Source organism: Candidatus Saccharibacteria bacterium (assembly GCA_016699955.1).
Lineage (GTDB): Bacteria > Patescibacteriota > Saccharimonadia > Saccharimonadales > UBA4665 > JAGXIT01.
On the sequence record CP064993.1, the window covers coordinates 407214 to 427414 of the forward strand.

General features: G+C 45.7%; 19 protein-coding genes, 2 tRNA genes and 1 pseudogene. 9 read left to right on the forward strand and 13 right to left on the reverse strand.

Features of this window, described 5'->3' with window-relative positions; all coding sequences use genetic code 11:
• Positions 1–55 precede the first annotated feature (55 nt).
• The 8 genes from IPL85_02095 to IPL85_02130 all read right to left on the reverse strand — a co-directional run bounded on the left by IPL85_02095 (position 56) and on the right by IPL85_02130 (position 5030).
• Positions 56–871, reverse strand: coding sequence for a hypothetical protein (locus tag IPL85_02095; protein QQS20221.1), 816 nt, complete (start codon positions 869–871; stop codon positions 56–58).
• Positions 849–1898 carry a hypothetical protein gene (locus IPL85_02100; GenBank protein QQS20222.1) on the reverse strand — a complete coding sequence of 350 codons (1050 nt, stop codon included), beginning with the start codon at positions 1896–1898 and terminating at the stop codon, positions 849–851. The genes IPL85_02095 and IPL85_02100 overlap by 23 nt, the downstream gene beginning before the upstream one ends.
• Before the next feature lie 321 nt (positions 1899–2219).
• Positions 2220–2771, reverse strand: coding sequence for an NUDIX hydrolase (locus IPL85_02105; protein QQS20223.1), 552 nt, complete (start codon positions 2769–2771; stop codon positions 2220–2222).
• The gene (locus IPL85_02110; protein ID QQS20224.1) at positions 2768–3406 is read right to left on the reverse strand and encodes an HAD family hydrolase; all 639 of its coding nucleotides are present in this window, start codon (positions 3404–3406) and stop codon (positions 2768–2770) included. Before IPL85_02110 ends, IPL85_02105 begins: the two co-directional genes overlap by 4 nt.
• 9 nt (positions 3407–3415) lie before the next feature.
• The gene (locus tag IPL85_02115) at positions 3416–4063 is read right to left on the reverse strand and encodes an SDR family oxidoreductase (protein QQS20225.1); all 648 of its coding nucleotides are present in this window, start codon (positions 4061–4063) and stop codon (positions 3416–3418) included.
• Positions 4064–4474, reverse strand: a complete 411-nt coding sequence (locus tag IPL85_02120; GenBank protein QQS20226.1) for a heme-binding protein — start codon at positions 4472–4474, stop codon at positions 4064–4066.
• On the reverse strand, positions 4471–4797 hold the full coding sequence (locus IPL85_02125; GenBank protein ID QQS20227.1) for a hypothetical protein: 327 nt from the start codon (positions 4795–4797) through the stop codon (positions 4471–4473). Before IPL85_02125 ends, IPL85_02120 begins: the two co-directional genes overlap by 4 nt.
• A 41-nt stretch (positions 4798–4838) precedes the next feature.
• A complete protein-coding gene (locus IPL85_02130) occupies positions 4839–5030 on the reverse strand; it encodes a hypothetical protein (protein QQS20228.1) in 192 nt (63 codons plus the stop codon).
• Between the two features lie 127 nt (positions 5031–5157).
• Between IPL85_02130 and IPL85_02135 the strand changes: the two genes are divergently transcribed.
• Complete coding sequence (locus IPL85_02135; protein ID QQS20229.1) at positions 5158–5703, forward strand: NUDIX domain-containing protein; 546 nt, start codon at positions 5158–5160, stop codon at positions 5701–5703.
• Positions 5704–5769: 66 nt separating this feature from the next.
• Here the strand turns inward: IPL85_02135 and IPL85_02140 are convergent, their stop codons facing one another.
• Positions 5770–6327, reverse strand: coding sequence for a DUF4352 domain-containing protein (locus tag IPL85_02140; GenBank protein QQS20230.1), 558 nt, complete (start codon positions 6325–6327; stop codon positions 5770–5772).
• 719 nt (positions 6328–7046) lie between these two features.
• Here IPL85_02140 and IPL85_02145 point away from each other — a divergent pair.
• From IPL85_02145 to IPL85_02155, 3 genes and pseudogenes are all read left to right on the forward strand, one after another.
• A complete protein-coding gene (locus IPL85_02145; GenBank protein QQS20231.1) occupies positions 7047–7196 on the forward strand; it encodes a hypothetical protein in 150 nt (49 codons plus the stop codon).
• A 4-nt stretch (positions 7197–7200) separates the two neighbouring features.
• Positions 7201–8238 carry an AAA family ATPase gene (locus IPL85_02150; GenBank protein QQS20232.1) on the forward strand — a complete coding sequence of 346 codons (1038 nt, stop codon included), beginning with the start codon at positions 7201–7203 and terminating at the stop codon, positions 8236–8238.
• A 125-nt stretch (positions 8239–8363) separates the two neighbouring features.
• Positions 8364–8831 (forward strand): annotated as a pseudogene (locus tag IPL85_02155) (recombinase family protein).
• Between the two features lie 1134 nt (positions 8832–9965).
• Here the strand turns inward: IPL85_02155 and IPL85_02160 are convergent.
• Positions 9966–10042 (reverse strand) — tRNA-Arg (locus IPL85_02160).
• Positions 10043–10380: 338 nt separating this feature from the next.
• Between IPL85_02160 and IPL85_02165 the strand changes: the two genes are divergently transcribed.
• The 3 genes from IPL85_02165 to carB all read left to right on the forward strand — a co-directional run bounded on the left by IPL85_02165 (position 10381) and on the right by carB (position 14984).
• Positions 10381–10472: transfer RNA gene (locus tag IPL85_02165), tRNA-Ser, on the forward strand.
• A gap of 235 nt (positions 10473–10707) precedes the next feature.
• On the forward strand, positions 10708–11811 hold the full coding sequence (gene carA, locus IPL85_02170; protein QQS20233.1) for a glutamine-hydrolyzing carbamoyl-phosphate synthase small subunit: 1104 nt from the start codon (positions 10708–10710) through the stop codon (positions 11809–11811).
• The gene (gene carB, locus IPL85_02175) at positions 11808–14984 is read left to right on the forward strand and encodes a carbamoyl-phosphate synthase (glutamine-hydrolyzing) large subunit (GenBank protein QQS20234.1); all 3177 of its coding nucleotides are present in this window, start codon (positions 11808–11810) and stop codon (positions 14982–14984) included. Before carA ends, carB begins: the two co-directional genes overlap by 4 nt.
• Positions 14985–15112: 128 nt before the next feature.
• Here the strand turns inward: carB and IPL85_02180 are convergent, their stop codons facing one another.
• Complete coding sequence (locus tag IPL85_02180) at positions 15113–15718, reverse strand: HAD family hydrolase (protein ID QQS20235.1); 606 nt, start codon at positions 15716–15718, stop codon at positions 15113–15115.
• Between the two features lie 36 nt (positions 15719–15754).
• Between IPL85_02180 and IPL85_02185 the strand changes: the two genes are divergently transcribed.
• Together IPL85_02185 and IPL85_02190 are read left to right on the forward strand one after the other, a co-directional pair.
• Entirely contained in the window at positions 15755–16162 is a 408-nt protein-coding gene (locus tag IPL85_02185; protein QQS20236.1) for an HIT family protein, read from the forward strand.
• On the forward strand, positions 16159–16332 hold the full coding sequence (locus IPL85_02190; protein ID QQS20237.1) for a hypothetical protein: 174 nt from the start codon (positions 16159–16161) through the stop codon (positions 16330–16332). The genes IPL85_02185 and IPL85_02190 overlap by 4 nt, the downstream gene beginning before the upstream one ends.
• Positions 16333–16478: 146 nt before the next feature.
• On the opposite strand, the gene IPL85_02195 is transcribed toward IPL85_02190, so the two are convergent.
• Together IPL85_02195 and IPL85_02200 are read right to left on the reverse strand one after the other, a co-directional pair.
• On the reverse strand, positions 16479–17327 hold the full coding sequence (locus IPL85_02195; GenBank protein ID QQS20238.1) for an HAD-IA family hydrolase: 849 nt from the start codon (positions 17325–17327) through the stop codon (positions 16479–16481).
• 116 nt (positions 17328–17443) lie between these two features.
• Positions 17444–20086: a valine--tRNA ligase gene (locus IPL85_02200; protein QQS20239.1), complete on the reverse strand. Its 2643-nt coding sequence runs from the start codon at positions 20084–20086 to the stop codon at positions 17444–17446.
• Positions 20087–20201: the final 115 nt, after the last annotated feature.

Genomic DNA, 20201 nt, shown 5'->3' on the forward strand with positions numbered 1-20201 from the left:
GTAGCCACGGTTGCTTTTGTTCTGGTGTCATCAAATTGTGTTACTAGTCTTTTCATTATCCTATTTGCCCCCATGGTAACTTAATTGAACCGACGTTGTCTATCTTGCTTGAGCCGCAAACAGGACACATTGGCAATTTATATACGCTGCTTTTCCTAACTTTGTGATTTTCAAAATCATATGCAATGGTGTTATTAACTAATTCTCTATCGTACTGTTCTAAAATCTTCTTAATTTCTAAGCCGACAACACCAGCTATCAACCCAGAATTATGCTGAATTGCGGGCTTAGTAGGTGGCTCCGCGTCGCCCCAATACGTAATTACTCGCCCTATCAAACAACTGATACAGGCAGACTGCCGTGGAAAAACCAGAGGGCCAACTGATATGGAATGCTCATAAGCTAGGTCGATAAACAAGTGGGGTATTGCAAGCTCTTTATAGTAGTTAGAGCTTGTTAGCTCAACCAGCTTGCCATTAGTCCGAATGATTAACAACAAATCAGCGTTAGAACTTACCGACTTATACTTTTCGCCCAGCTCATTCTCTATCCTTTTTGATAATTGCTCATCGCTGCTGCCAAGAAAATAGTATGAAATACCAAATGTTTGCTTTTGTTCAATTACATTCAATAGTATGCCTGCGGTTTTAAGTTGTTCTGCAACTTCTTGAGCTTCAGGTGATAACTTATCTAAACTTATTTGTTCTTGATCCCACAAGACCACCAATTCTTTGCCTACTTGGCTTGAGGTGTCCTCAATTGCAAAAATCTTGTCCGCCCCAGCATTTAGTATCAGTAAGCCATTCTCATAGATAAGATTCCAGCTTGAGTTCTTGCGGTATGTACAATTATCGTTTTTTATCTTGCTCATAGAGTGCCTGAAGCTCATTAGCCGTTGTTGGCTTGAGTGAACTCATAATCTTTATTAAATCTGAATTGGTAAGGTGCTTACTGCTAGTTGCGAGTACAACAATACTATTGTCAATCTTTGCGTAAGTATTGTACTGATTACTAAAATTTGAATCGTGGTGGTATATTTTATCGCCATTAGGAGTTTCACCTATCTCCTCACAGGGAAAATCAAAGGTCATGATGTCGTTAGGATATTCGGGGCCGCAATCTGTCGGTGGATTAAATCGTTCCCACGAAGCATTAAATATATAAATATGGAACGGGCTGGGGTCGCCAATATCATTACTACCGTATAGATAATTAACATATAGATAGGCAGCAGGATAATTGTCATACGAGGGTGAAACGCTATAGACGCTATAACCCGCAGGTACATAAGTTGGCCTATAGAGATTAAAATCATAACTCTCAATTTTTGACTGCTGTTCCTCCTCATATTGCTGAACACTCGCCTTATCACCTAAGTGCATTGAGCCAGTAATAGCTAAAATTGCTACTACAACAGCAATGATTAGCTTGTTAGTAGGGTCAAACTTGAGAGCATTAAAGAACCAGTAGAAAAATCCGTAAGCCAGTGCATTTAATAGACCCGCAGCAGCTACTAACATGAGTGTATTTAGGTGTGCGAGAGTAAGAAAAGAGGGTGCTGAGTAGAGCGAGAGTGTTGCGAGCACCACTATTTGAACATAGTTTGCTACCTTTAATTTTCGTAGCACAAAGGCTGCGACCACTACATTTAATACAAATGCTATTCCGATACCTAAATAACCACCTGCTGCACAAAATCCAAAACCAATATCACAACTGGCCTTTGATGCACTTTCTATACCATAGCCAATGCCATACGAAATAAGGCCGAATAGTAGCCCAAGTAACGCCACAGTAGTTAGTTGTTTGCTACTAAAAAGAGAGGGAGTATTAGAATCACTTTGAATGTTTTGTAGAGCGGGTGTGTTTTGAGGCTGAATCTGTCCGGTATAATCCATATTGTTGTTCGTTAGAAATTAACTTGATTGTACATCTCATGGCTATAAATAGATACTCAATCAGCCCAAGAGTTTGTTAGGTTTATCTAAAAAGTATTAGCGATTTATTTTCAGCATGTAACTTTACTCAACTTCGCTCACTACGCCAAAGAAGACTTTGAAGGTGACGACGACCTTAAGAAAAAAGCAGAGCTATCAATAATCGGTCAAAATCTATTGTTGAAAGACGGTGTATTAGAGCTTGAGCCAATTGAGTTACTCGGAACAAGCTCCTGTGCGCGACTCCTTGGCGCCCAGCGCTACTTCGTAGGTTCTCGCATGCTACCGCATGCAACCAGTAAAAAAGCCAGTCTCACGGACTGACTCTTTTACTGGTACACGGTAATTGAAGAAGTCAAAACTTCGATTGACTGTGGCTATTTGGCTAGTAGGGGAGTACTCGTAAACTTTTCGCTCGACAAGGCTGTCTGAACTTTTTAGGTCTTCTGGGTCGATGAAAAGTGTTTCATCTCCATCTTCACCAGCTACAAAAATCATATTCTCTGGTTTGACTTGAAATATCATGCAAACTTGCCATACATTAGCATGTTCTAAGAACGACGGCTCCTCGACATGAATGACTTTGTAAGTAAAATCGCCAGTTAGGCCAACTTCTTCATGCAACTCTCTAGCAACAGCATCTTTAATGCTTTCGTCATGGTCCATGCCGCCGCCAGGCAGGTCCCACCAAGTGCGCCCGGATTCTTTCACGACCAAAACTTTACCGCTCTCATCTTTAATGAGTGATTTCATGGAGATACGAAAGAGGTAGTCGTTTTTGCGGTTGAGATGGTGCTGGTCTATTACACCATGAGGAAATTTACTTGAACTCATGCCGCTATTTCTAAAATCTCTTTGAAATCATTGACGATATGGGTAGGTGAGTACGACTTCAAGCTCTCTAGGTCGTAAAACTTCTGATGCTCATCTGGGTAAAACAATATTGAATCAACACCAGCATTCTTCGCCGCACCTAAGTCTTTATCTGAATCACCAATCATAACTGCATATTCTTTATCTCCGCCAAGCTGTTTTAATGCTAGCTCTAGAGGTTCAGGGTGCGGCTTGTGATTAGTTGTGTCATCACCCGCAATTATCGTACTAAAAAGTTGTTTAATGCCGTACTTTTCAAGTAGATGAACGACGTTCTCGTGTGTTGATGTGGTAATCAGTGCTAACTTATGTCCACGTTCATGAAGCTTCTCTAGTACAAATAATGCGTCCGGATAAAGCTCAACATTCGGCAAGTTTCGCTTTGCAATCGTGTCAGCTTGCAGCATTGCAGCGTCAATGTCTTCTACGCCCCAGTCAACCATCTGCTTAGACAGCAGCCCAAACCCCGCAGCTATTTCTTGGTCTGTTTTTACAATATTCCTGTCATCCAAAACTGCTTTATAAGCAGCGAGCCAAATATCAAGCGTCTTGGCAAGATTGCCATCCCAGTCTAGTAGAATGTATTTATATTTCATGATTCCAGGCTATTTTCTATTAACAATTATTTCACTTACTTCCATATTTTTCGGCAAATCAAGAATGTTTTTCATAAGGACGGCGACATCTTTGGGCTGCATCCAGGAATCGTCAGTCGGATTTTCACCTGTTTTCTCAAAGAATCCAGTCTGCATTCCACCTGGGCAAAAACTGACAACTCGACACTTGGTACCTTTTAGCTCTGCTTGCAAAGCCTTAGTATAGCCTCGCTCAGCCCATTTTGATGCTGCATACACCGGATGCTCAGAATTTCCTTTTGTCCCTGCTGTTGAGATTACATTGAGCACATCAGCTTCGTCACTTTTTATGCGTTCAATTAGTTCAGACGTGAGTAACATCGGTGCCTTAACGTTAGTAGACATGAGGCGTTTAATCTCATCCTCTGTAATGTCGCCAAAAGGTTCAGTGCTGAATGTGCCGATACAATTTACTAGTGCCTCAATCGGTTCTGCTATCTCAAGCAATCGACGAGCAGCTTCTTGTATTTCCGCACCCTCCCGAAGATTCAAGACAATATTATATTCGGCATATTCACACTCACGGCGAGAAATATTAACCACAACCTTGCCGGCTTCTTTGTAGAGTTTAGCTAGTTCTAAGCCTAAGCCGTCGCTAGCACCTGTTATTACTATCATTTACTCACTCCCAATCTTGGTTTTCACGGCCTCGGCAACTTGCGCATCTTGCTCAACAGTGCCTCCAGCAATGCCAAAGCCACCTACAACCTTGCCATCGAATACTATAGGGTGTCCTCCAGGAATATTTGTCAGGAGATTATCGGCGCCCAATGGTAATTTAATCTCCAAATCCTCAGACATCCAGCCAGTTTCTTTCTTGGTAGATGCCGAAGTGTTGGCTTTGCGTCGGCTAGTTTCAATACTGTGCGTGGTTGCGCCATCTGCCTTACCAAAAGCTACCAGATTAAGCCCAAGGTCTACGACTGCGACAGATACAGCTACGTCAAGATTTTTACCCTCTGAAATCGCTACATCAACGATTTGCGCTGCAGTCTCATAGGATACTGTTGCCATATTAATATATTTCATAATTCCTCCTCATCTAATAATTGGTAAACATCAAACGCCACTTCCTCATACGGATGAGCTTGTTTCATGGCTTCGATGACGGCTTTCGCACTTTCTCGCTCGCAAACAACTTCAATGCGTTCTTCTTCGACTATCTCTGGCGTATTCACCGTGCCAATGTATGGATTTGCATCCCCAGAAGGCGTAAAGCGACCCTTGCCAGTGACAGAGTAGCTGCAATAACTGTATTCGCCAATTTTTCCAGCACCCGCCATACCTAATGCTTGACGAACTTCATCAGCACTAGCAAGAGGTACAAACGTGACAATTTTTACTCTATTCATTAAAGGTATTTTACCACTTTTACAACAGTTCGTTCATCTTGTCACAAGTCTGAAAGTAGAGACTCCAGCCACACTAGCTGCTCGTAACTGTTTGCACTGTTCTCACTCGTGTTCAGATTTAATCGCTCTACCAATCCCTCTTCCGATGCAAACACCGCAAAAATAGCTATATTCTCGTATGTCACTTCAATGCCTTGTCGTTCCAATTCTTCGACAATTCTCGACATCTTCATATATTAATTTTAATGTCCTCATCTCTGTTGTTAAAGTAATTTGGGCGTGTTTCAGGCTAACTACGCTCAAACACGCTTAGAACGTGTCGTAGAGCATGTAAAATCGCCGAGTGGTACAATGAGTTGAATGAGTTTAGTTTTAGACATAGTTAATGATAATGATGAGGTTATAGGACAAGCAGAACGTGACCGTGTGCACAGGGAAGGCTTGGTATGCCGACTCATTTATGTTTGCTTCTATACAGCCAATCGTGAAGTAATCTTACAAAAGCGTAGCACTACGAAAAAGAATGACCCAGGAAAATTGACTACAGCCGTGAGTGGTCATATATCGAGTGGTCAGGATTATTTAGAAGCGGCAGTTCGTGAAACATTCGAAGAAACAGGAGTTGAAGTAAAGCCAAAAGACCTACACAGCCTAGGTGTCGTGAGAGCCGACTATATTCAGGGCGATTATTTGAGCTACGCTCAGCGAGGACTCTTTGCATATCCGTTCAAAGGTAGTGCGTCAGATTTGAAAGTTGAAGACGGCGACGGTGCGGGGTTTGAAACTTTTGACATAGATGTACTAGAAGCAGAACTTGAGACTAATCCAGATAAGTTTGCTGTTGTTCTCACCGATAAGGTTGGCAAGAGTTTAGTCCAAAATGTTAAGAGATTACTCGATAGCTAAATTGCTAGTTGATTTAGCACAAAGAAATCCCGCCTGAGCTGGCGGGATTCTTGTTTGTATCTGAAACTATTGTAGGTTGAACGTGATAGCTTTGTTATCAAAGAAGCTAAAGTTCTGGTACAGGAGCTTTAGACCTGTGTCATCTTTCGGAACTTCGTAGGCGAGCTTGCCGGTAACTTTGCCGCCCTTGGCGAGTGAACCACTGTTGAGCTTACCCTCTGAAAGAGCGGTAATCGCTTCATTCTGCTGAACACCGTTTGAATCCTGCATCTTGAACTCAAAGGTATTGTAGTCGAGATTAGAATCGCTGTTGTTAACGATATTAACGGTTACAATAACGAACTCTTTACCTGATTCAGGTTGAGCAAACTGGTTACCTGTGTCGTAGTTACGCTGTACGTCGGTAACGGTAATTGACTTGTCATCGAAGGTAGCGGTTTCACCAACCTTGAACTCGGTCTTTTCTTCTGCCTTATTGCTCTGGCTGCCGCTATTAGTACCTGTGTTAGTTGCGGTATCGCTCTTGTTACCGCCCATTGCACTACCAGCACCGATAAGTACGATGACGACAATGACCCAGAACCACCATCTCTTAAACACTGACTTTTTCTCTTTTGTATTCATTTGAGCCCTCCTTTAGGCCAAGTTATATTAGCCCTAAACAAGCTCCAAACAAAAAACGGCACTTGTCTAGGTGCTTAAACCAACATCCAGACTTGCGCCTAAAATGCTTTTGACAAGTGCCGATTCTAAAGCACAAGTCAAATAGCAAAAGCTATTATCTGGAAATTGGTTTAAGCCCTTTTATTATATAGTATTTTTCACAAAATTACGCAGTGATGAAAATGGTCATTTTTTGGAGTTTTTATTATAAAGTTTTATTGCAAAAGCACTGGAAAAGCAGTGAGGTTTTCGGTTTTTTGACGTTTTTCATAAATATGATATTAGTTGGTATAATTGACCATAAAGTAGACTGTTGATAATTTTACATTATCGTCATTATGAAACACTAGAGGCCAGCATTTTATAGATATGGGGCCTAATTTTTCTTTAGAATAGAAACTAATTTTTATTATAAATAAATATTCTGACCACATTTGCAAGCATAATTTTTTCCAGATAAAATAGGTTCAAAGGATAAAGCACCTTACCCAGCAATTAACGCGGCGTTTCATGCCATAGGCAGCAAGTTTGGAGGAACTTGTAGGCGTTCAAGAAAATCACAAAAATAGACGGCCAAATACCGTTCTATTCCTGATGCACTAACGTAAATCTGACTAAATTCACAGCCAGGCTTGTTAAGTGTACCCAAAAAACGAACTAAGCAGCAAAGGAGTGGGGAGATGACCCTAAACGATAAACAAATAAAGGAGTTCCAGAAAATCCACAAACGGGTTTTCAAAAAATCAATCAGTAAACAACAAGCTATGTACGATGGGCTCGCCCTCATACGCCTCGTTAGTCTTGTTCAAAAGATGAGCAGAGAAGAATAATAGCATGTCGAGATTAGTAAGAGAAACCTACCAAGACCTCTGGAGAATGGGGGAAGAATCAGGAAAACTCAACCTTCTAACAGAGCGAGTGGGAGATTTATTACACGAAGATTTTCCACCCGATGTATGGGTAGTTGACCAGCTAATACCAGATAAAAGTGTAACGATACTCTCTGGCTCGCCAGGTAGCTTCAAAACCTGGCTCTACATGGAAATAGCCGTAAAAGTAGCAAAAGGGGAGAAAGTATTTGGCAACTTCAACACCAAGAAGACTGGCATACTGGTCGTCGACGAGGAGAGCGGAAGACCAAGGCTACAGAAGCGGTTTAAGCAGCTCGCGGCGACAGATGATTTACCAATCCACCTGCTGTCTCGTACTGGTTACAAGATGAACCAACTCTACACAGATGGCATTGCGGAAAAAGCGATAGAGCTTGGTGCTAGTCTGGTTATTTTTGACTCACTCACTCGATTTATGGGCGAAAAAACTGACGAAAATACGTCCGGTGACATGGCAAGACTCATGGACTACTACCGACAACTAGCTGATAGTGGGCTCTCGGTCTTGATTCTTCACCACAACCGTAAAGATGGGGCAAAAAAGTCTAGTCCAGCTCAATCCCTTAGAGGTTCATCTGATATCCTCGCTGCTGTTGATTGCCATATAGCGGTCAGCCGAGTTGGACAGAGCGAGTTTGTAAAGCTGGAACAGACCAAGAACCGAGATGTGTGGGAGCCTGTGCCATTCGAGCTACGCTTCCATGAGAATGCGAGTGAGTTCGAGTATGTTGGTAGCGATAAAACGCCGTCTGAGAAGCACCGAGAAACTCTCGATAAGGTAGTGGAAACAGTCATTCAATATCCTGGTCTTACAAAAACACAGCTTACAAAGCAAGCTAAAGCCAATGGCGTAAGTGGTGGTCTCAAAAAGATTGGCGACTATATTGACGAGCTTGTTTTGAACGATGAGCTCGACATGCAAGAAGCTAGCCGTGGCGGACAAAAATATTATCCGATAACGAGTGCGGCAAAAACGCAGTAGTATATATGGTTGCTAAATTGCCACGCTCAGCTCGAAGCCCACCACCTCTGTTATTGAATTGACAGAATAGTAGTTATTTTCACATCATTAAATTATAATTAAGGCATAAGCCAAGGAAGAATAATATGGATAACTTAAAAGAACTAAAGTTTGTACTATACACAAGAAAATCGACAGAAGACTCAAGTAAACAGGTGCAGTCAATCGAAGACCAAAAACGAGTCATGAAAGCAAAGGCCAAAGACCTAGGAATACACATAAAACATAGGGCTGTACTAACCGAGGAAAAATCCGCCAAGTCCCCATATAACCGTGTTGAGTTCACGCGAATGATTGCTGATATTAAAGATGGCAAATACAACGCCATCCTTTGTTGGAAGCTAGACCGCTTATCACGCAACCCTCTGGAAAACGGCATCTTACAACAGATGCTTCAAGACGGAGTGATTAAAGCAATCGTTACTCATGAAAAAGTACACCTACCTAGTGACAACGCCGTCTTATTCGCAGTTGAGTCGAGTATGTCGAATCAGTATGTACGAGACCTTATGGTAAACGTAAGGCGTGGTATGCACTCAAAAGCGGAAAGAGGGTGGATGCCCGGTGTGCCAGCCTGTGGATACATAAATGACCGAGATACTAGTACTATTATCAAAGATGAGGAGCGTTTTTATATCGTGCGGCGAATGTGGGACTACATGCTAACTGGGCAGTATTCGGTAAGTCAAATTGCACGAATTGCAGACAAAGAGTGGGGGCTGAGAACTATTAAGCGAACGAAAAAGGGCGGGAAAGCTCTTTCAACTGCTGGCGTATATGTCATGTTCAGAAATCCATTTTTTAAGGGCTATTTGAAGTATGGAGGCAAGATTCATAAAGGACTACACCCAGCAATGGTTACGCCCGAGGAGTTTGACAGAGTGCAGGAGCTGATTAGTCGGCGTAATAACCCTCGACCACAGGAAAAAATCCAACAAGATGACCCATTCCCATACAGGGGCCTTGTAAAATGTGGCGAGTGTGGCTGTACGATAACCTATAGTCGGATTGTCCGTAAACAGAAAAACGGCAATGTTCACACTTACGAATACTGCTACTGCACTCGTAGACGAAAAGATATGGATTGTACACAGTCCATGCCAAACAGCAGTATCACTCCGCAAGAACTGACGGTTGCAATCCGTAAAGAGATTAGCAAGTACACAATTATGGATGACTTCTTTAGGTGGGCTTGCGAATATCTCGATGAGTTTAACCAAGCCGAGATTGAAGTTCAAGAACGCGTATACGAAAGCCAGGTTAAAGCCATAGCGAGTCTTGAGAATGAGATTCGTGAGCTTGGGCGATTACGTTACCGGGGTCAAGTTGATGATGAGTTTTACGAAAGTGAGAAGCAGGAGCTTGAGAATCGCCTCGTTATGTTAAGGGGTCAGTTCTCAAGCCAAGAAGAACACAACAAGAAACACAGACAGCTACTCGATAAGTACTTTAGTTTCGCTCGGTATGCGAAAGAAGACTTCGAGGGGGACGATGACTTGAAGAAAAAAGAAGTGTTGTCGATAATCGGTCAAAACCTGTTATTGAAGAACGGTGTACTAGTGTTCGAGCCAATAAAATACCTCACACCAATCGTGGACAAGTATCCGAAACTTGAAGAGCTGTACAAAAAGGTTCAAAACTCTCCAGAACAGAGGAAAAAAGACGCTTTCGCGCCTCTTATTCAATTATGGTACACCCGACAGGATTCGAACCTACGACCTTTGGCTCCGCAAGCCAACGCTCTATCCAGCTGAGCTACGGGTGCTCGTCTCGGTGCGACAACGGTTTCCACTTGCCAAAACGAGCTATTACTCCTTTTGCTAAGCTCTAACCTCAGTCGACCGTTCCTCTCAAAACACTAAACAGTCGCTTTCGCTTCTTGGTTTAGTGTTTTGTCGTGCCAGCAGAGCTGGTACGTGATAAATTAGTTTGAAAAGCCGGATTCAGTCTGGTTTTTCAAACGCCTCTATAGGAAAAAGAACAGCGAAGCGATGAGAAAAAACACAGGTTTTGTCTCATTCTGCAACAGGGGTGATTGTAGCACATTTATTATGTAGTGCCTAGTCTGAAATGTTGCTGTCAATCTGTTACAATACTCTTAACGGAGGAGTCGCATAGTCCGGTCTAGTGCGCTGCACTCGAAATGCAGTATAGGGGCAACTCTATCGCGAGTTCGAATCTCGCCTCCTCCGCCAGGAGTGAAACGCTCACCTGTCAAGGTGGGCGTTTTGCTTATCGACAGAGAAGCGGGAGATTTGAACGATAGAGTTCGGCGTAGCGTAGCGAAGAAGCCCAGCAAGCTGGGCGCTATCTCGCCTCCTCCGCCAGCGGAATGTCGTAATATTAACCGTCGTCCCCTCTCTGTATGTAGACAAATTGTTGCAAAGATGGTTGCATGGTTGGGCTGAGTCTGGTAGATTACTTGGGAAGATGGAGCAAAAAGTACTAAAATCACGCACTGTAAGCACACGCACTGATCGTTCCGAAAGGAACGTTTTTTTTAAGCAAAAACCGGGACGATTGACGTTGGGTGACGGGACAGTATTTGAGGGTACTATGCCGGACTGGCAAAGTGATTCTTATGACGGCGAAGTCGTGTTTGGTACTGGCATGACCGGATATGTCGAGTCGCTAACCGACCCATCGTTTGCGGGGCAAATCCTAGTGTTCACCTATCCGCTGATAGGCAACTATGGCGTCGATTTGTCTGCTGCAGAATCCGACCGAATCCAAGTGCGTGGTGTTGTTGTTTCGGAAGTTGCGCCGCACTGGAGCCACGGTGGCGGGCAGCTCTCTCTGCCAGAATGGCTGAGTGCCCAGGGTATACCGCTGCTCAGTGGTGTCGATACCCGTGCTCTTACCAAATATCTTCGCACCAGGGGTGTCATGGCCGGGACACTTAGCGAAAAGCCGGTTGCGCCACCAAAAACGGTTACTATCCCCATGGTTTCCATCGCAGAGCCTGTTGTGTACAACGCTGGAAAAGACAAAAAGCAAGTCATTTTAGTGGACTGTGGCCTCAAGGAAAACATTTTACGTTCACTGCTTGCGCTTGACCTCCAAGTGAAGCGCGTCCCATATAATTATGACTACTCAGGTGAAAAGTATGATGGTGTCGTGCTTTCGAGTGGTCCTGGCGACCCGTCAGATTACACCGCAACGATTGCTATAACCAAAAAGGTGCTCACCGGAGACAAACCCTTGCTCGGCATTTGCCTAGGTAACCAAATCATGGCACTTGCATCTGGAGGAACCACGTACAAACTGAAATTCGGCCATCGTGGTCACAACCAACCGTGCCAAGAAAGCACAACCAAGCGCTGCGTTATCACCAGTCAAAACCACGGGTATGCTATAGACGAGAAAACCTTGCCCAAAGAATGGCGCGTAAGCTACAGAAATCTCAATGACAATTCAGTTGAAGGCATTGAACACATAACCAAGCCGTTTTTCTCGGTGCAATTTCACCCAGAGGCCTGCCATGGCCCGACTGATTCTGCAGATTTGTTTAAAAAGTTCGGGGCGATGCTATGAAAAGCATAAAAAAGGTCGTCGTGTTAGGCTCGGGTGGTCTACGCATTGGTCAGGCTGGCGAATTTGATTACTCAGGCTCGCAGGCAATCAAGTCGTTCAAAGAGGAAGATATCGAAACTGTCCTCATAAACCCAAATATTGCCACTGTGCAGACTGACGATGACATGGCAGACAAGGTGTATTTTCAGCCGCTCAATGTCGAAACGGTACAGAAAATCTTGCAGCGCGAAAAACCAGATGCGATTGCACTTAGTTTTGGCGGGCAAACGGCCCTGAACCTTGGGTTGGAGCTGGAACGGCGTGGCATACTCAAGCAACTCGGTATTCGTGTACTCGGAACGCCGGTGAAAGTTATCGAAACAACCGAAGACCGTGAGCTGTTTAAGCGTGCTCTCGCTGAGATTGGCACCAAAACGGCACGGAGCGTCACTGCCAAAACAGTCGTAGCGGCGCTGGCTGCGGCCAAAAAGCTCGGCTATCCCGTTATGATGCGCTCTGGCTATAGTCTCGGCGGGCTTGGTTCTGGCCGGATTGATACGCCTGCTCAGCTAAAAACTCGGGTAAAAGAAGTACTCGCAGCGGTACCCCAGGTGCTGATTGAAGAATATCTTGTGGGTTGGAAAGAGGTTGAATACGAAGTTGTACGCGACTGCGACGGCAACACCATCACCGTGTGTAACATGGAAAACTTTGACCCTATGGGCGTGCACACCGGTGAATCAATTGTCGTTGCCCCCTCACAAACCCTCACAAATTACGAATATCATATGCTGCGCGAGGTCGCAATACGCACAATTAATCACCTGGGCATTATTGGCGAGTGCAATATCCAGTACGCTTTGCACCCTTCAAGCGGTGAGTACCGGGTTATAGAGGTAAATGCGCGCCTAAGTCGCAGTAGTGCTCTTGCCTCCAAAGCCACCGGCTATCCGCTGGCATTTGTTGCTTCAAAGCTCATGCTTGGCAAGCGTTTGTACGAAATTAAAAACAGTGTCACGGGCAAAACCTCCGCGTTTTACGAGCCCGCTCTTGATTACTTGGCTGTAAAAATGCCGCGCTGGGATCTGCAAAAGCTTAAAAGCAGCGATCATCACATTGGTAGCGAAATGAAAAGTGTTGGCGAAGTGATGGCGCTGGGCCGATCGTTTCCGGAGGCGATTCAGAAAGCTGTGCGCATGCTTAACATCGGTGCCCAAGGGCTTAGTGTGCATCCGCATGACATTGCAGATCCTATGGATGAAATCACACACCCTACTGACAGAAGACTTTTTGCGATCTATGAAGCGATGATCCAAGGCGTGACGATTGAGGAAATTCAGGCGGCTTCGCACATTGACCCGTGGTTCCTGGGCCACTTAGCCGAAATAGTTCAGACAGAAGAAGGTATTCGTAAGAGTAAGCTCGACAAAACGCTTCTTAAAAGGGCAAAGTGCATGGGTTTCAGTGACCAAGTCATTGCTGGGCTTCAGGGTAAAACCGAAAGTGAAATCCGTAAGCTACGGCTAAAACATGGTGTCACTCCAGCTATTAAGCAGATAGATACCCTGGCCGGCGAGTTCGACGCCGAAACAAACTATTTGTACGCTACCTATCATGGTACGACGCACGATGTCGATCCTCTGAGCGAAAAGGTGGCAATTGTCATTGGTTCCGGCCCCTACGCCATTGGCTCTTCTGTTGAGTTTGACTGGTCGGCGGTGAACACGGCGAAAACACTTCAGAAAAATGGCTTCCAGACTATTATTGTTAACTCAAATCCTGAGACTGTATCGACTGATTTTGATCGATCGGACAGATTATATTTCGACGAACTAACACTGGAGCGTATTCAAGACATTGCTGATTTTGAGAACCCAAACGGCATTGTCGTATCTGTGGGTGGTCAAATAGCAAACAATCTAGCTTTGCCGCTCCACAAAGCCGGCTATCCTATACTGGGGACTTCACCACGTAAAATTGACATGGCAGAAGATCGGCAGAAGTTTTCTGCCATGCTGAACAAATTGGGTATAGACCAACCAGAATGGACAGAGGTGACTTCCCTGCCGGCGGCTAAGCAGTTTGCGGAAGTGGTCGGATATCCGGTGTTGATTCGCCCATCGTATGTGCTGTCTGGGGGCGCTATGAGTGTTGTGCGTTCAGAAAAGGAAATGGAGCGGTATCTTACGGCAGCTACAAAATTATCTCCAGACCATCCTACCGTTATCTCTCAGTTTGTACAAAATGCCAAAGAGCTCGAAATTGACGGAGTTGCCTTAGGCGGTCACCTTGTTATTTACGCTATATCCGAGCACATTGAAAATGCCGGTATTCACTCCGGTGACGCCACGGTCGTCTACCCTGCCCAGCGGCTCTACCTCGAGACGGTGCGGCGCGCCAAGCTCATTACAAAACAGGTAGTGAAAAATCTCGACATTACCGGGCCGTTTAACATTCAGTTCATTGCCAAGGATAACGACCTCAAGGTAATAGAGTGTAATGTTCGCGCTTCGCGTTCTTTCCCGTTTGTTTCAAAAGTATCGGGCTACAATTTTATTCAAATCGCCACTGAGGCGATGCTCGGTCAGGAGCATCCTGAGATATATTTGACGCTCAGTCTTGATCACGTGGGGGTGAAGACCCCGCAGTTTTCATATAACCGCATGAAGGGAGCTGACCCCGTTGCTGGCGTTGAGATGGCCTCTACCGGTGAGGTGGCGTGTTTTGGTTCAGAAATCGAGCCAGCCTTTTACCGCTCCTGGCTGGCGACCGAGCAGCGTATAGCTGGCAGACGTATGCTTATTAGTTTAGCGGACGAGCAAAAGCACAAATTTGTTGAGGAGGCCGCACAACTTGTTAAGGCTGGTTGGATAATTTTTACTACCCCTGGCACGCACAGTTTTTTGAAAGAACATGGTATTAAAACTAAACAGGTTCATAAAGTCCAAGGCCATCAAAAACCTAACTTGGCAGACTTAATTCAAAATCACAAGCTAGATGTCATGGTTAGCGTACCTTCGAGAGAGGAAACAAGCGACGAAGCATACCTCATGCGCCGCCTGGCAATCGATAATCACATCCCGCTATTTACCAATCCCGAAACCGGTCGCTTACTTCTTCGTTGCCTCGCCGACCCCGCCCTAGCAAATCTTGAGCCAAAGCATTGGCGTGAGTACGTGCGCCCGGTACACTAGCGTGCACTTTACCTGGGATGCTCGGGTATGAGATAGGTGTTTTACTTCGTCTAACCTCAGTGTGGTGCGTGCACCACTGTCAGCGGCTCCAGACGTCAGGTGAGCGAAGCCTTCAGGAAACGGTTCGGTTACTGACCCTGCTTGAAGTAGGTGATTTCAAAGAAGTCTATGCCCAGTGACTGTGCGGCGCCCGCGTCATTACTGCTATCGCCTACGAAGAGGAATTGTTCCCTCGGTGTGCTATCATCTAGCAGCATCCAGCCCTCCGGGTGCGGTTTGGCCAGCCGCACATCCTCGCGCGTCACTAATTTGTTGAAATGGTGGCGAATGCCGAGTTCCAATAGAGCTCGCTCGATAGTAGAACGCATATTTGCCGACCATGCGTACATGACTTTTCCCTGCTCTGCTAGTTCGTGCACCGCACGGACTAGTTCATCGTACGGCGTATGAGCAAAATACATACTTTCAAACTCCTCACTCGCCTCTATAAGCGCTGGGAGAAAGGTTTCGTAGCGCTCAACATGTTCATTGGCGATTTGCTGCCAGCTGCTGCCGTCATCTTCGGTAATGCGTCGAAAAGAATCGGCTTGGTCTGGAGGTAGCCGCTGGGCTATCAAGTCAACCCACTCGCGCCACGGAAGATTCAAGAGTGTTAGTGTTGCGTCGAGGTCGAAAATGATGTGCGTATAGCCACGCTCGTCAATCGTTTTCAGCAACTTTTCTACCTCTGTCATGGCACTATTGTAACAGCTAACGTATACTGTGGGAGTATGAAAGACTCGATTTTCACAAAGATTATTAAGGGAGAAATTCCCTGCCATAAGATCTATGAGGACGCGCAAACGCTTGTGTTTCTCGACATTTCCCCTGCCCAGCCAGGGCATGTTTTGGTTGTACCCAAAAAACAGGTCGAGTATGTCTGGGATCTTGAGGAGCAAGATTATGCCGCTCTGCGACGCACTGTTCAAAAAGTTGCGCTTCACTTACGTACTAAGTCGGGCAAAAAACACGTTGGAGAAATCATTGTCGGTGTTGATGTGCCACACGCCCACGTGCACCTTATTCCATTTAACACAGCCGATCAACTTGATGTAGCGTTCCATAAGTCAAGTCTGGAACCGGATCATGTCGCACTCGCTGTAATGGCCAAAAAATTACGTATGGAGGATGAATTATGAACCCGGTTTTAATAGCTTTTATATTTGCGCTTGGCGCAGGGACATGGGCATATACCAAGTTGCAGCAAAGAACAGGCTACGGCAATAGCAAAACTGCCCTAAAGGGCGCAGCTGTGACTGGTGGTATTGCCTTCGTTGTTGTTCTTACCGTCGCTCTCACCTTCTTATAATGTTTGCTCGTACAAAGTATTAATTGCCGGCTAGCCCGACTTTGTACTACGCAATCTAGTCGCAAATGGTAACAAATGTGTTGCAACCGCGACATAATTGTTACCATGTTTGGATCAAGGGATAGGGGCTGAAGTGCTGCGCCTTTTTAGGCGACGGGCTGAAGAGATGCGTATATGGCTGCAATCGACTCTTCCGGTTGGTATGATTGGAATTTCATAGTGTTCCACCCCTGGCCACCTGCTGCAACCAAGTTGGGACGGTCATCATCTATCAAAAGTAGCTGGTTGGGGGCAAGCCTCGTTTTCTCTGCAGCAATTTGGTATATTCGTTCTTCCGGTTTCATGGCGTGTACCACCGAAGAATCGATAATAATTTCGTAATTCGCTGAGGGCAACAAGCCACGATCTAGCATTGGTTGAATCAGCCCGGGCATGGTGTTTGTCAAAATGCCGACGCGGTAGTTTTCTGATACCCAGGCAACCAGCTCGTTCATGCCGGGCATTGCCTCTTGGGCATCGAGGTAGTATTGGTACCAGTCAACTATTATTCCAAGTCTCTCAGCTAGTGCTGTGTTCAGCTCGTCAACAGTTTTTTCACCTCGACAAACTGCATCGTTATGCTGCCAAAAAAACGTTTCTACTGTGTCTGGTGACGCCCCGCTCTCTTCAGCAAGTTTGGCGAATGCTTTGCCAATACCGCGCACCAGGCAGCCGTTCATATCGAAGTAGACAAACTGGACGCCGTTTACAGATGTTCGCTTTTCGACTGGTTTTTTAGGACGGTTGCTAACATCAGCCAGAAGTTCGTCGAGCGTCACACCAAGGGTTGTGGCGATTTGCTGGATGGTAAATACTGAGGGAGCTTTTATTGCCCCTCTCTCTATTTTGGCGAGTGTGGAGTAGCTTAAACCAGAACGCTGGCATAAACTTTGTTGTGTAAACCCCGCTGCTCGTCGTGCGTGCTGCACGACTGCCCCCAACCGTTTTTCATCCATATGACCCTATTGTACTAGCTACGCAACTATTTGACTAGCCACATAAGGCACTTCGCAGTGACTATTTACTGTATTTTTATCAGGAAGCAAAATCTGAACTAAGCGTTACACTTTTCTCAGCCGAGCTCGGCAAAGCGGCGCTGTTCAACTTGTAGCCGCTCTAGCGTAGCTTCGGCGTCAGCGAGCTGCGATTTGGTTTCCGTCACGATTTCTTTTGGTGCATGTTTCACGTAGTTTTCATTTGCTAGTCGTCCTTTTAGGCTGGCTATGCGCTGCAACTCTTCACCTATTCGAACAACAAGCTTCTCGAGGTGGGCGTGTGCTACTGACGCATCGACGTCCAACCAGCAACGATATGATGTGCTGGTCAGGTGAAGCCCTGAGCCGTCGCTTACCTCAAGCACTTCTGCAAGCCCAGCCAAGCGGGCAATAAGCTCGGCATTTGCCGCCAGGAATGGTACGTCCGTGTAGTATAGCTGTGGTTTTCTTAAACCTAGGTCACGCACAAGCTCACGTGTCTCGGTTACAATAGCCATTACATTTTCAAAGTTTGTCGCTGCCTCTTTATGGGTGCGAACGCCCTTTGGCCAGGGCTGGTTCGCCAACACACTTACGCCCGTCCAGGGTATAACTTGCCAAATTGTTTCTGTGACAAACGGGGCAAACGGGTGTGCCAGCTTCAGAATATTCTCGAGCACAAAAGGTAGCACTTCCCCGCCCTTTTCGTTTTTGCTAGCTTCAATGTACCAATCGGCGACATCATCCCACACAAAGTGGTATAGCGCATCGTACGCTTCGCTAAACCGGTACGCGTCTAAATGATTCGATATTATCTTTGTAGTATGTTGTAACTTGCTCAACACCCAATGTTCGGCGTCGGTTTTAGGCTCGGGGTTTGGCAGTTCAGTTTTGTCGCCTACTCTATCAAGCGTATAGCGTGCTATGTTCCATAGCTTGTTGCAGAAATTTCGGTTGGCCTCAATTTTCCCCCAACCCCAATTCTGGTCATTTCCAGGGGTCACACCCATAATGAGTGCCATACGCAGGGCGTCAGTTCCGTATTTTGGAATAACATCGAGCGGGTCAATAATGCTTTCCGGTCGGCTTTTGCTCATTTTTTTACCGTCTTCGGCGCGGATGAGGCCGTGCAAATAAACGGTTCGGAATGGCACCTCACCGGTCATAAATGTCGTAGAAAGAACCATGCGCGCAACCCAGAAAAACAGGATATCCCAACCAGTTTCCATGACAGATGTCGGATGGTATGCTCGAAAATCTTGGCTTTGTTTGAGAAGATCATCAAACGGTATGGTTAAGTCTTGAGCAAGTTCCGCGTCAACAAGCGTGCTCCATGTCCAAAGCGCTGAGCTAAACCAGGTGTCGAGTGTATCGGGGTCTTGCTCCCACTCGTGCCAGCCTTCGCTTTCGTCGGTGGGTGGCTGAAGACCAACATATGTCTCCATTTTTCCGTCTGTGTCGGTGCGGTACCAAGCCGGTATACGGTGTCCCCACCATATTTGGCGGCTAATACACCAGTCGCGAAGGTTATCTATCCAGTGGAAGTAGATTTTCTCAAACCGTTTAGGTATGATTTCGATGTCACCGTCATGTATGACTGACTGCATGACTTCTTTTAGACTCCTCTGCTTCCCTTTCCAGTCGACAGCCGGCTTATTGACATCCACAAACCATTGTAAGCGCACTTGCGGCTCAATAATCCCCTTCCCTCGTTCGTTGAAGGCGACATTGTGCACGTAGTTTTCGTCTATGCCGACCAAAAGCCCTTTGTGTTTTAATTTTTCGACAATCTTTGATCGAGCTTCTGCAATATCCATGCCTGTAAACTCACCGGCAATAGGCAGGAGTTTCCCGTGAAAATCGATGATTTGTTCTTTGTCTAGCCCATGTCGCTCAGCCATGTCGAAGTCGACCTGGCTATGCCATGGGGTGATGGTCATTACTCCAGTGCCGAAGGCTGGGTCCACCGCTTCATCTTTGATAACTGTTGCGCGAATTGGACCGTTTATCCACTCTACATCTAGTGTGTCGCCGTGTTTGTACTGAGCGTAACGCTCGTCATCTGGGTGCATGACGACGTATTTGTCGCCAAATTTTGTCTCTGGCCGTGCCGTGCCAATTTCAAAAGGTCCGTACCGGAATGTATAAAACTTACCCTTTTCTTCACCATAAACAACTTCGTCATCTGATACATTTGTTTCCAAATTTGGATCCCAGTTTACAATACGATGACCCCTGTAAATAATGCCCGTATCGTACATCTTCACAAACGTTTCATTGACGCAGCGGTTCAAGGCATCGTCCAGTGTATAGCGCAGCCTAGACCAATCACAACTTGACCCCATTGCTCGCATTTGCCCAAGCATGGTTCCCCTGCTCTGTTCGACAAAATCGCGAGTTTTACTCAGGAAGGCTTCTCGACCGATGTCATGTTTTGTCCGGCCTTCGTCGGCCAGTTGCTTTTCGATGATAGCATTGACAGGCAATGCCGCATGGTCGGTACCCGGTAGCCATAGCACGTCCTTGCCCTGTTGTCGCTGGTAGCGTGCCATGATGTCTTGCAAGGTTAAAAATAGTGCGTGACCCAGGCTAAGCGTGCCGGTTTCGTTTGGCGGCGGCATGGCGATAGAAAATTTCTCTTTTTTGCTCGATGGGTCAGCCACGAACACCCCGCCCTGTTCCCACAGCGCGTATATATCGTTCTCATACTCTCCTGGTTCGTATACTTTTGGTAATTGCATTTCACCATTGTACCACCTCTGTTCTAAAAGGCGTATATTTGATAATGTTCTTCTACAATAATTCACGAAAACCACTCACAATTTGTTACCGTATGAACTATGATGCTTACCCACT

Excerpts from the sequence above, each read along its gene's own strand:
- IPL85_02095 (QQS20221.1), bottom strand. The coding sequence starts at position 871 with ATGAGCAAGATAAAAAACGATAATTGTACATACCGCAAGAACTCAAGC.
- IPL85_02100 (QQS20222.1), bottom strand. The coding sequence starts at position 1,898 with ATGGATTATACCGGACAGATTCAGCCTCAAAACACACCCGCTCTACAA.
- IPL85_02105 (QQS20223.1), bottom strand. The coding sequence starts at position 2,771 with ATGAGTTCAAGTAAATTTCCTCATGGTGTAATAGACCAGCACCATCTC.
- IPL85_02110 (QQS20224.1), bottom strand. The coding sequence starts at position 3,406 with ATGAAATATAAATACATTCTACTAGACTGGGATGGCAATCTTGCCAAG.
- IPL85_02115 (QQS20225.1), bottom strand. The coding sequence starts at position 4,063 with ATGATAGTAATAACAGGTGCTAGCGACGGCTTAGGCTTAGAACTAGCT.
- IPL85_02120 (QQS20226.1), bottom strand. The coding sequence starts at position 4,474 with ATGAAATATATTAATATGGCAACAGTATCCTATGAGACTGCAGCGCAA.
- IPL85_02125 (QQS20227.1), bottom strand. The coding sequence starts at position 4,797 with ATGAATAGAGTAAAAATTGTCACGTTTGTACCTCTTGCTAGTGCTGAT.
- IPL85_02130 (QQS20228.1), bottom strand. The coding sequence starts at position 5,030 with ATGAAGATGTCGAGAATTGTCGAAGAATTGGAACGACAAGGCATTGAA.
- IPL85_02135 (QQS20229.1), top strand. The coding sequence starts at position 5,158 with ATGAGTTTAGTTTTAGACATAGTTAATGATAATGATGAGGTTATAGGA.
- IPL85_02140 (QQS20230.1), bottom strand. The coding sequence starts at position 6,327 with ATGAATACAAAAGAGAAAAAGTCAGTGTTTAAGAGATGGTGGTTCTGG.
- IPL85_02145 (QQS20231.1), top strand. The coding sequence starts at position 7,047 with ATGACCCTAAACGATAAACAAATAAAGGAGTTCCAGAAAATCCACAAA.
- IPL85_02150 (QQS20232.1), top strand. The coding sequence starts at position 7,201 with ATGTCGAGATTAGTAAGAGAAACCTACCAAGACCTCTGGAGAATGGGG.
- carA (QQS20233.1), top strand. The coding sequence starts at position 10,708 with ATGGAGCAAAAAGTACTAAAATCACGCACTGTAAGCACACGCACTGAT.
- carB (QQS20234.1), top strand. The coding sequence starts at position 11,808 with ATGAAAAGCATAAAAAAGGTCGTCGTGTTAGGCTCGGGTGGTCTACGC.
- IPL85_02180 (QQS20235.1), bottom strand. The coding sequence starts at position 15,718 with ATGACAGAGGTAGAAAAGTTGCTGAAAACGATTGACGAGCGTGGCTAT.
- IPL85_02185 (QQS20236.1), top strand. The coding sequence starts at position 15,755 with ATGAAAGACTCGATTTTCACAAAGATTATTAAGGGAGAAATTCCCTGC.
- IPL85_02190 (QQS20237.1), top strand. The coding sequence starts at position 16,159 with ATGAACCCGGTTTTAATAGCTTTTATATTTGCGCTTGGCGCAGGGACA.
- IPL85_02195 (QQS20238.1), bottom strand. The coding sequence starts at position 17,327 with ATGGATGAAAAACGGTTGGGGGCAGTCGTGCAGCACGCACGACGAGCA.
- IPL85_02200 (QQS20239.1), bottom strand. The coding sequence starts at position 20,086 with ATGCAATTACCAAAAGTATACGAACCAGGAGAGTATGAGAACGATATA.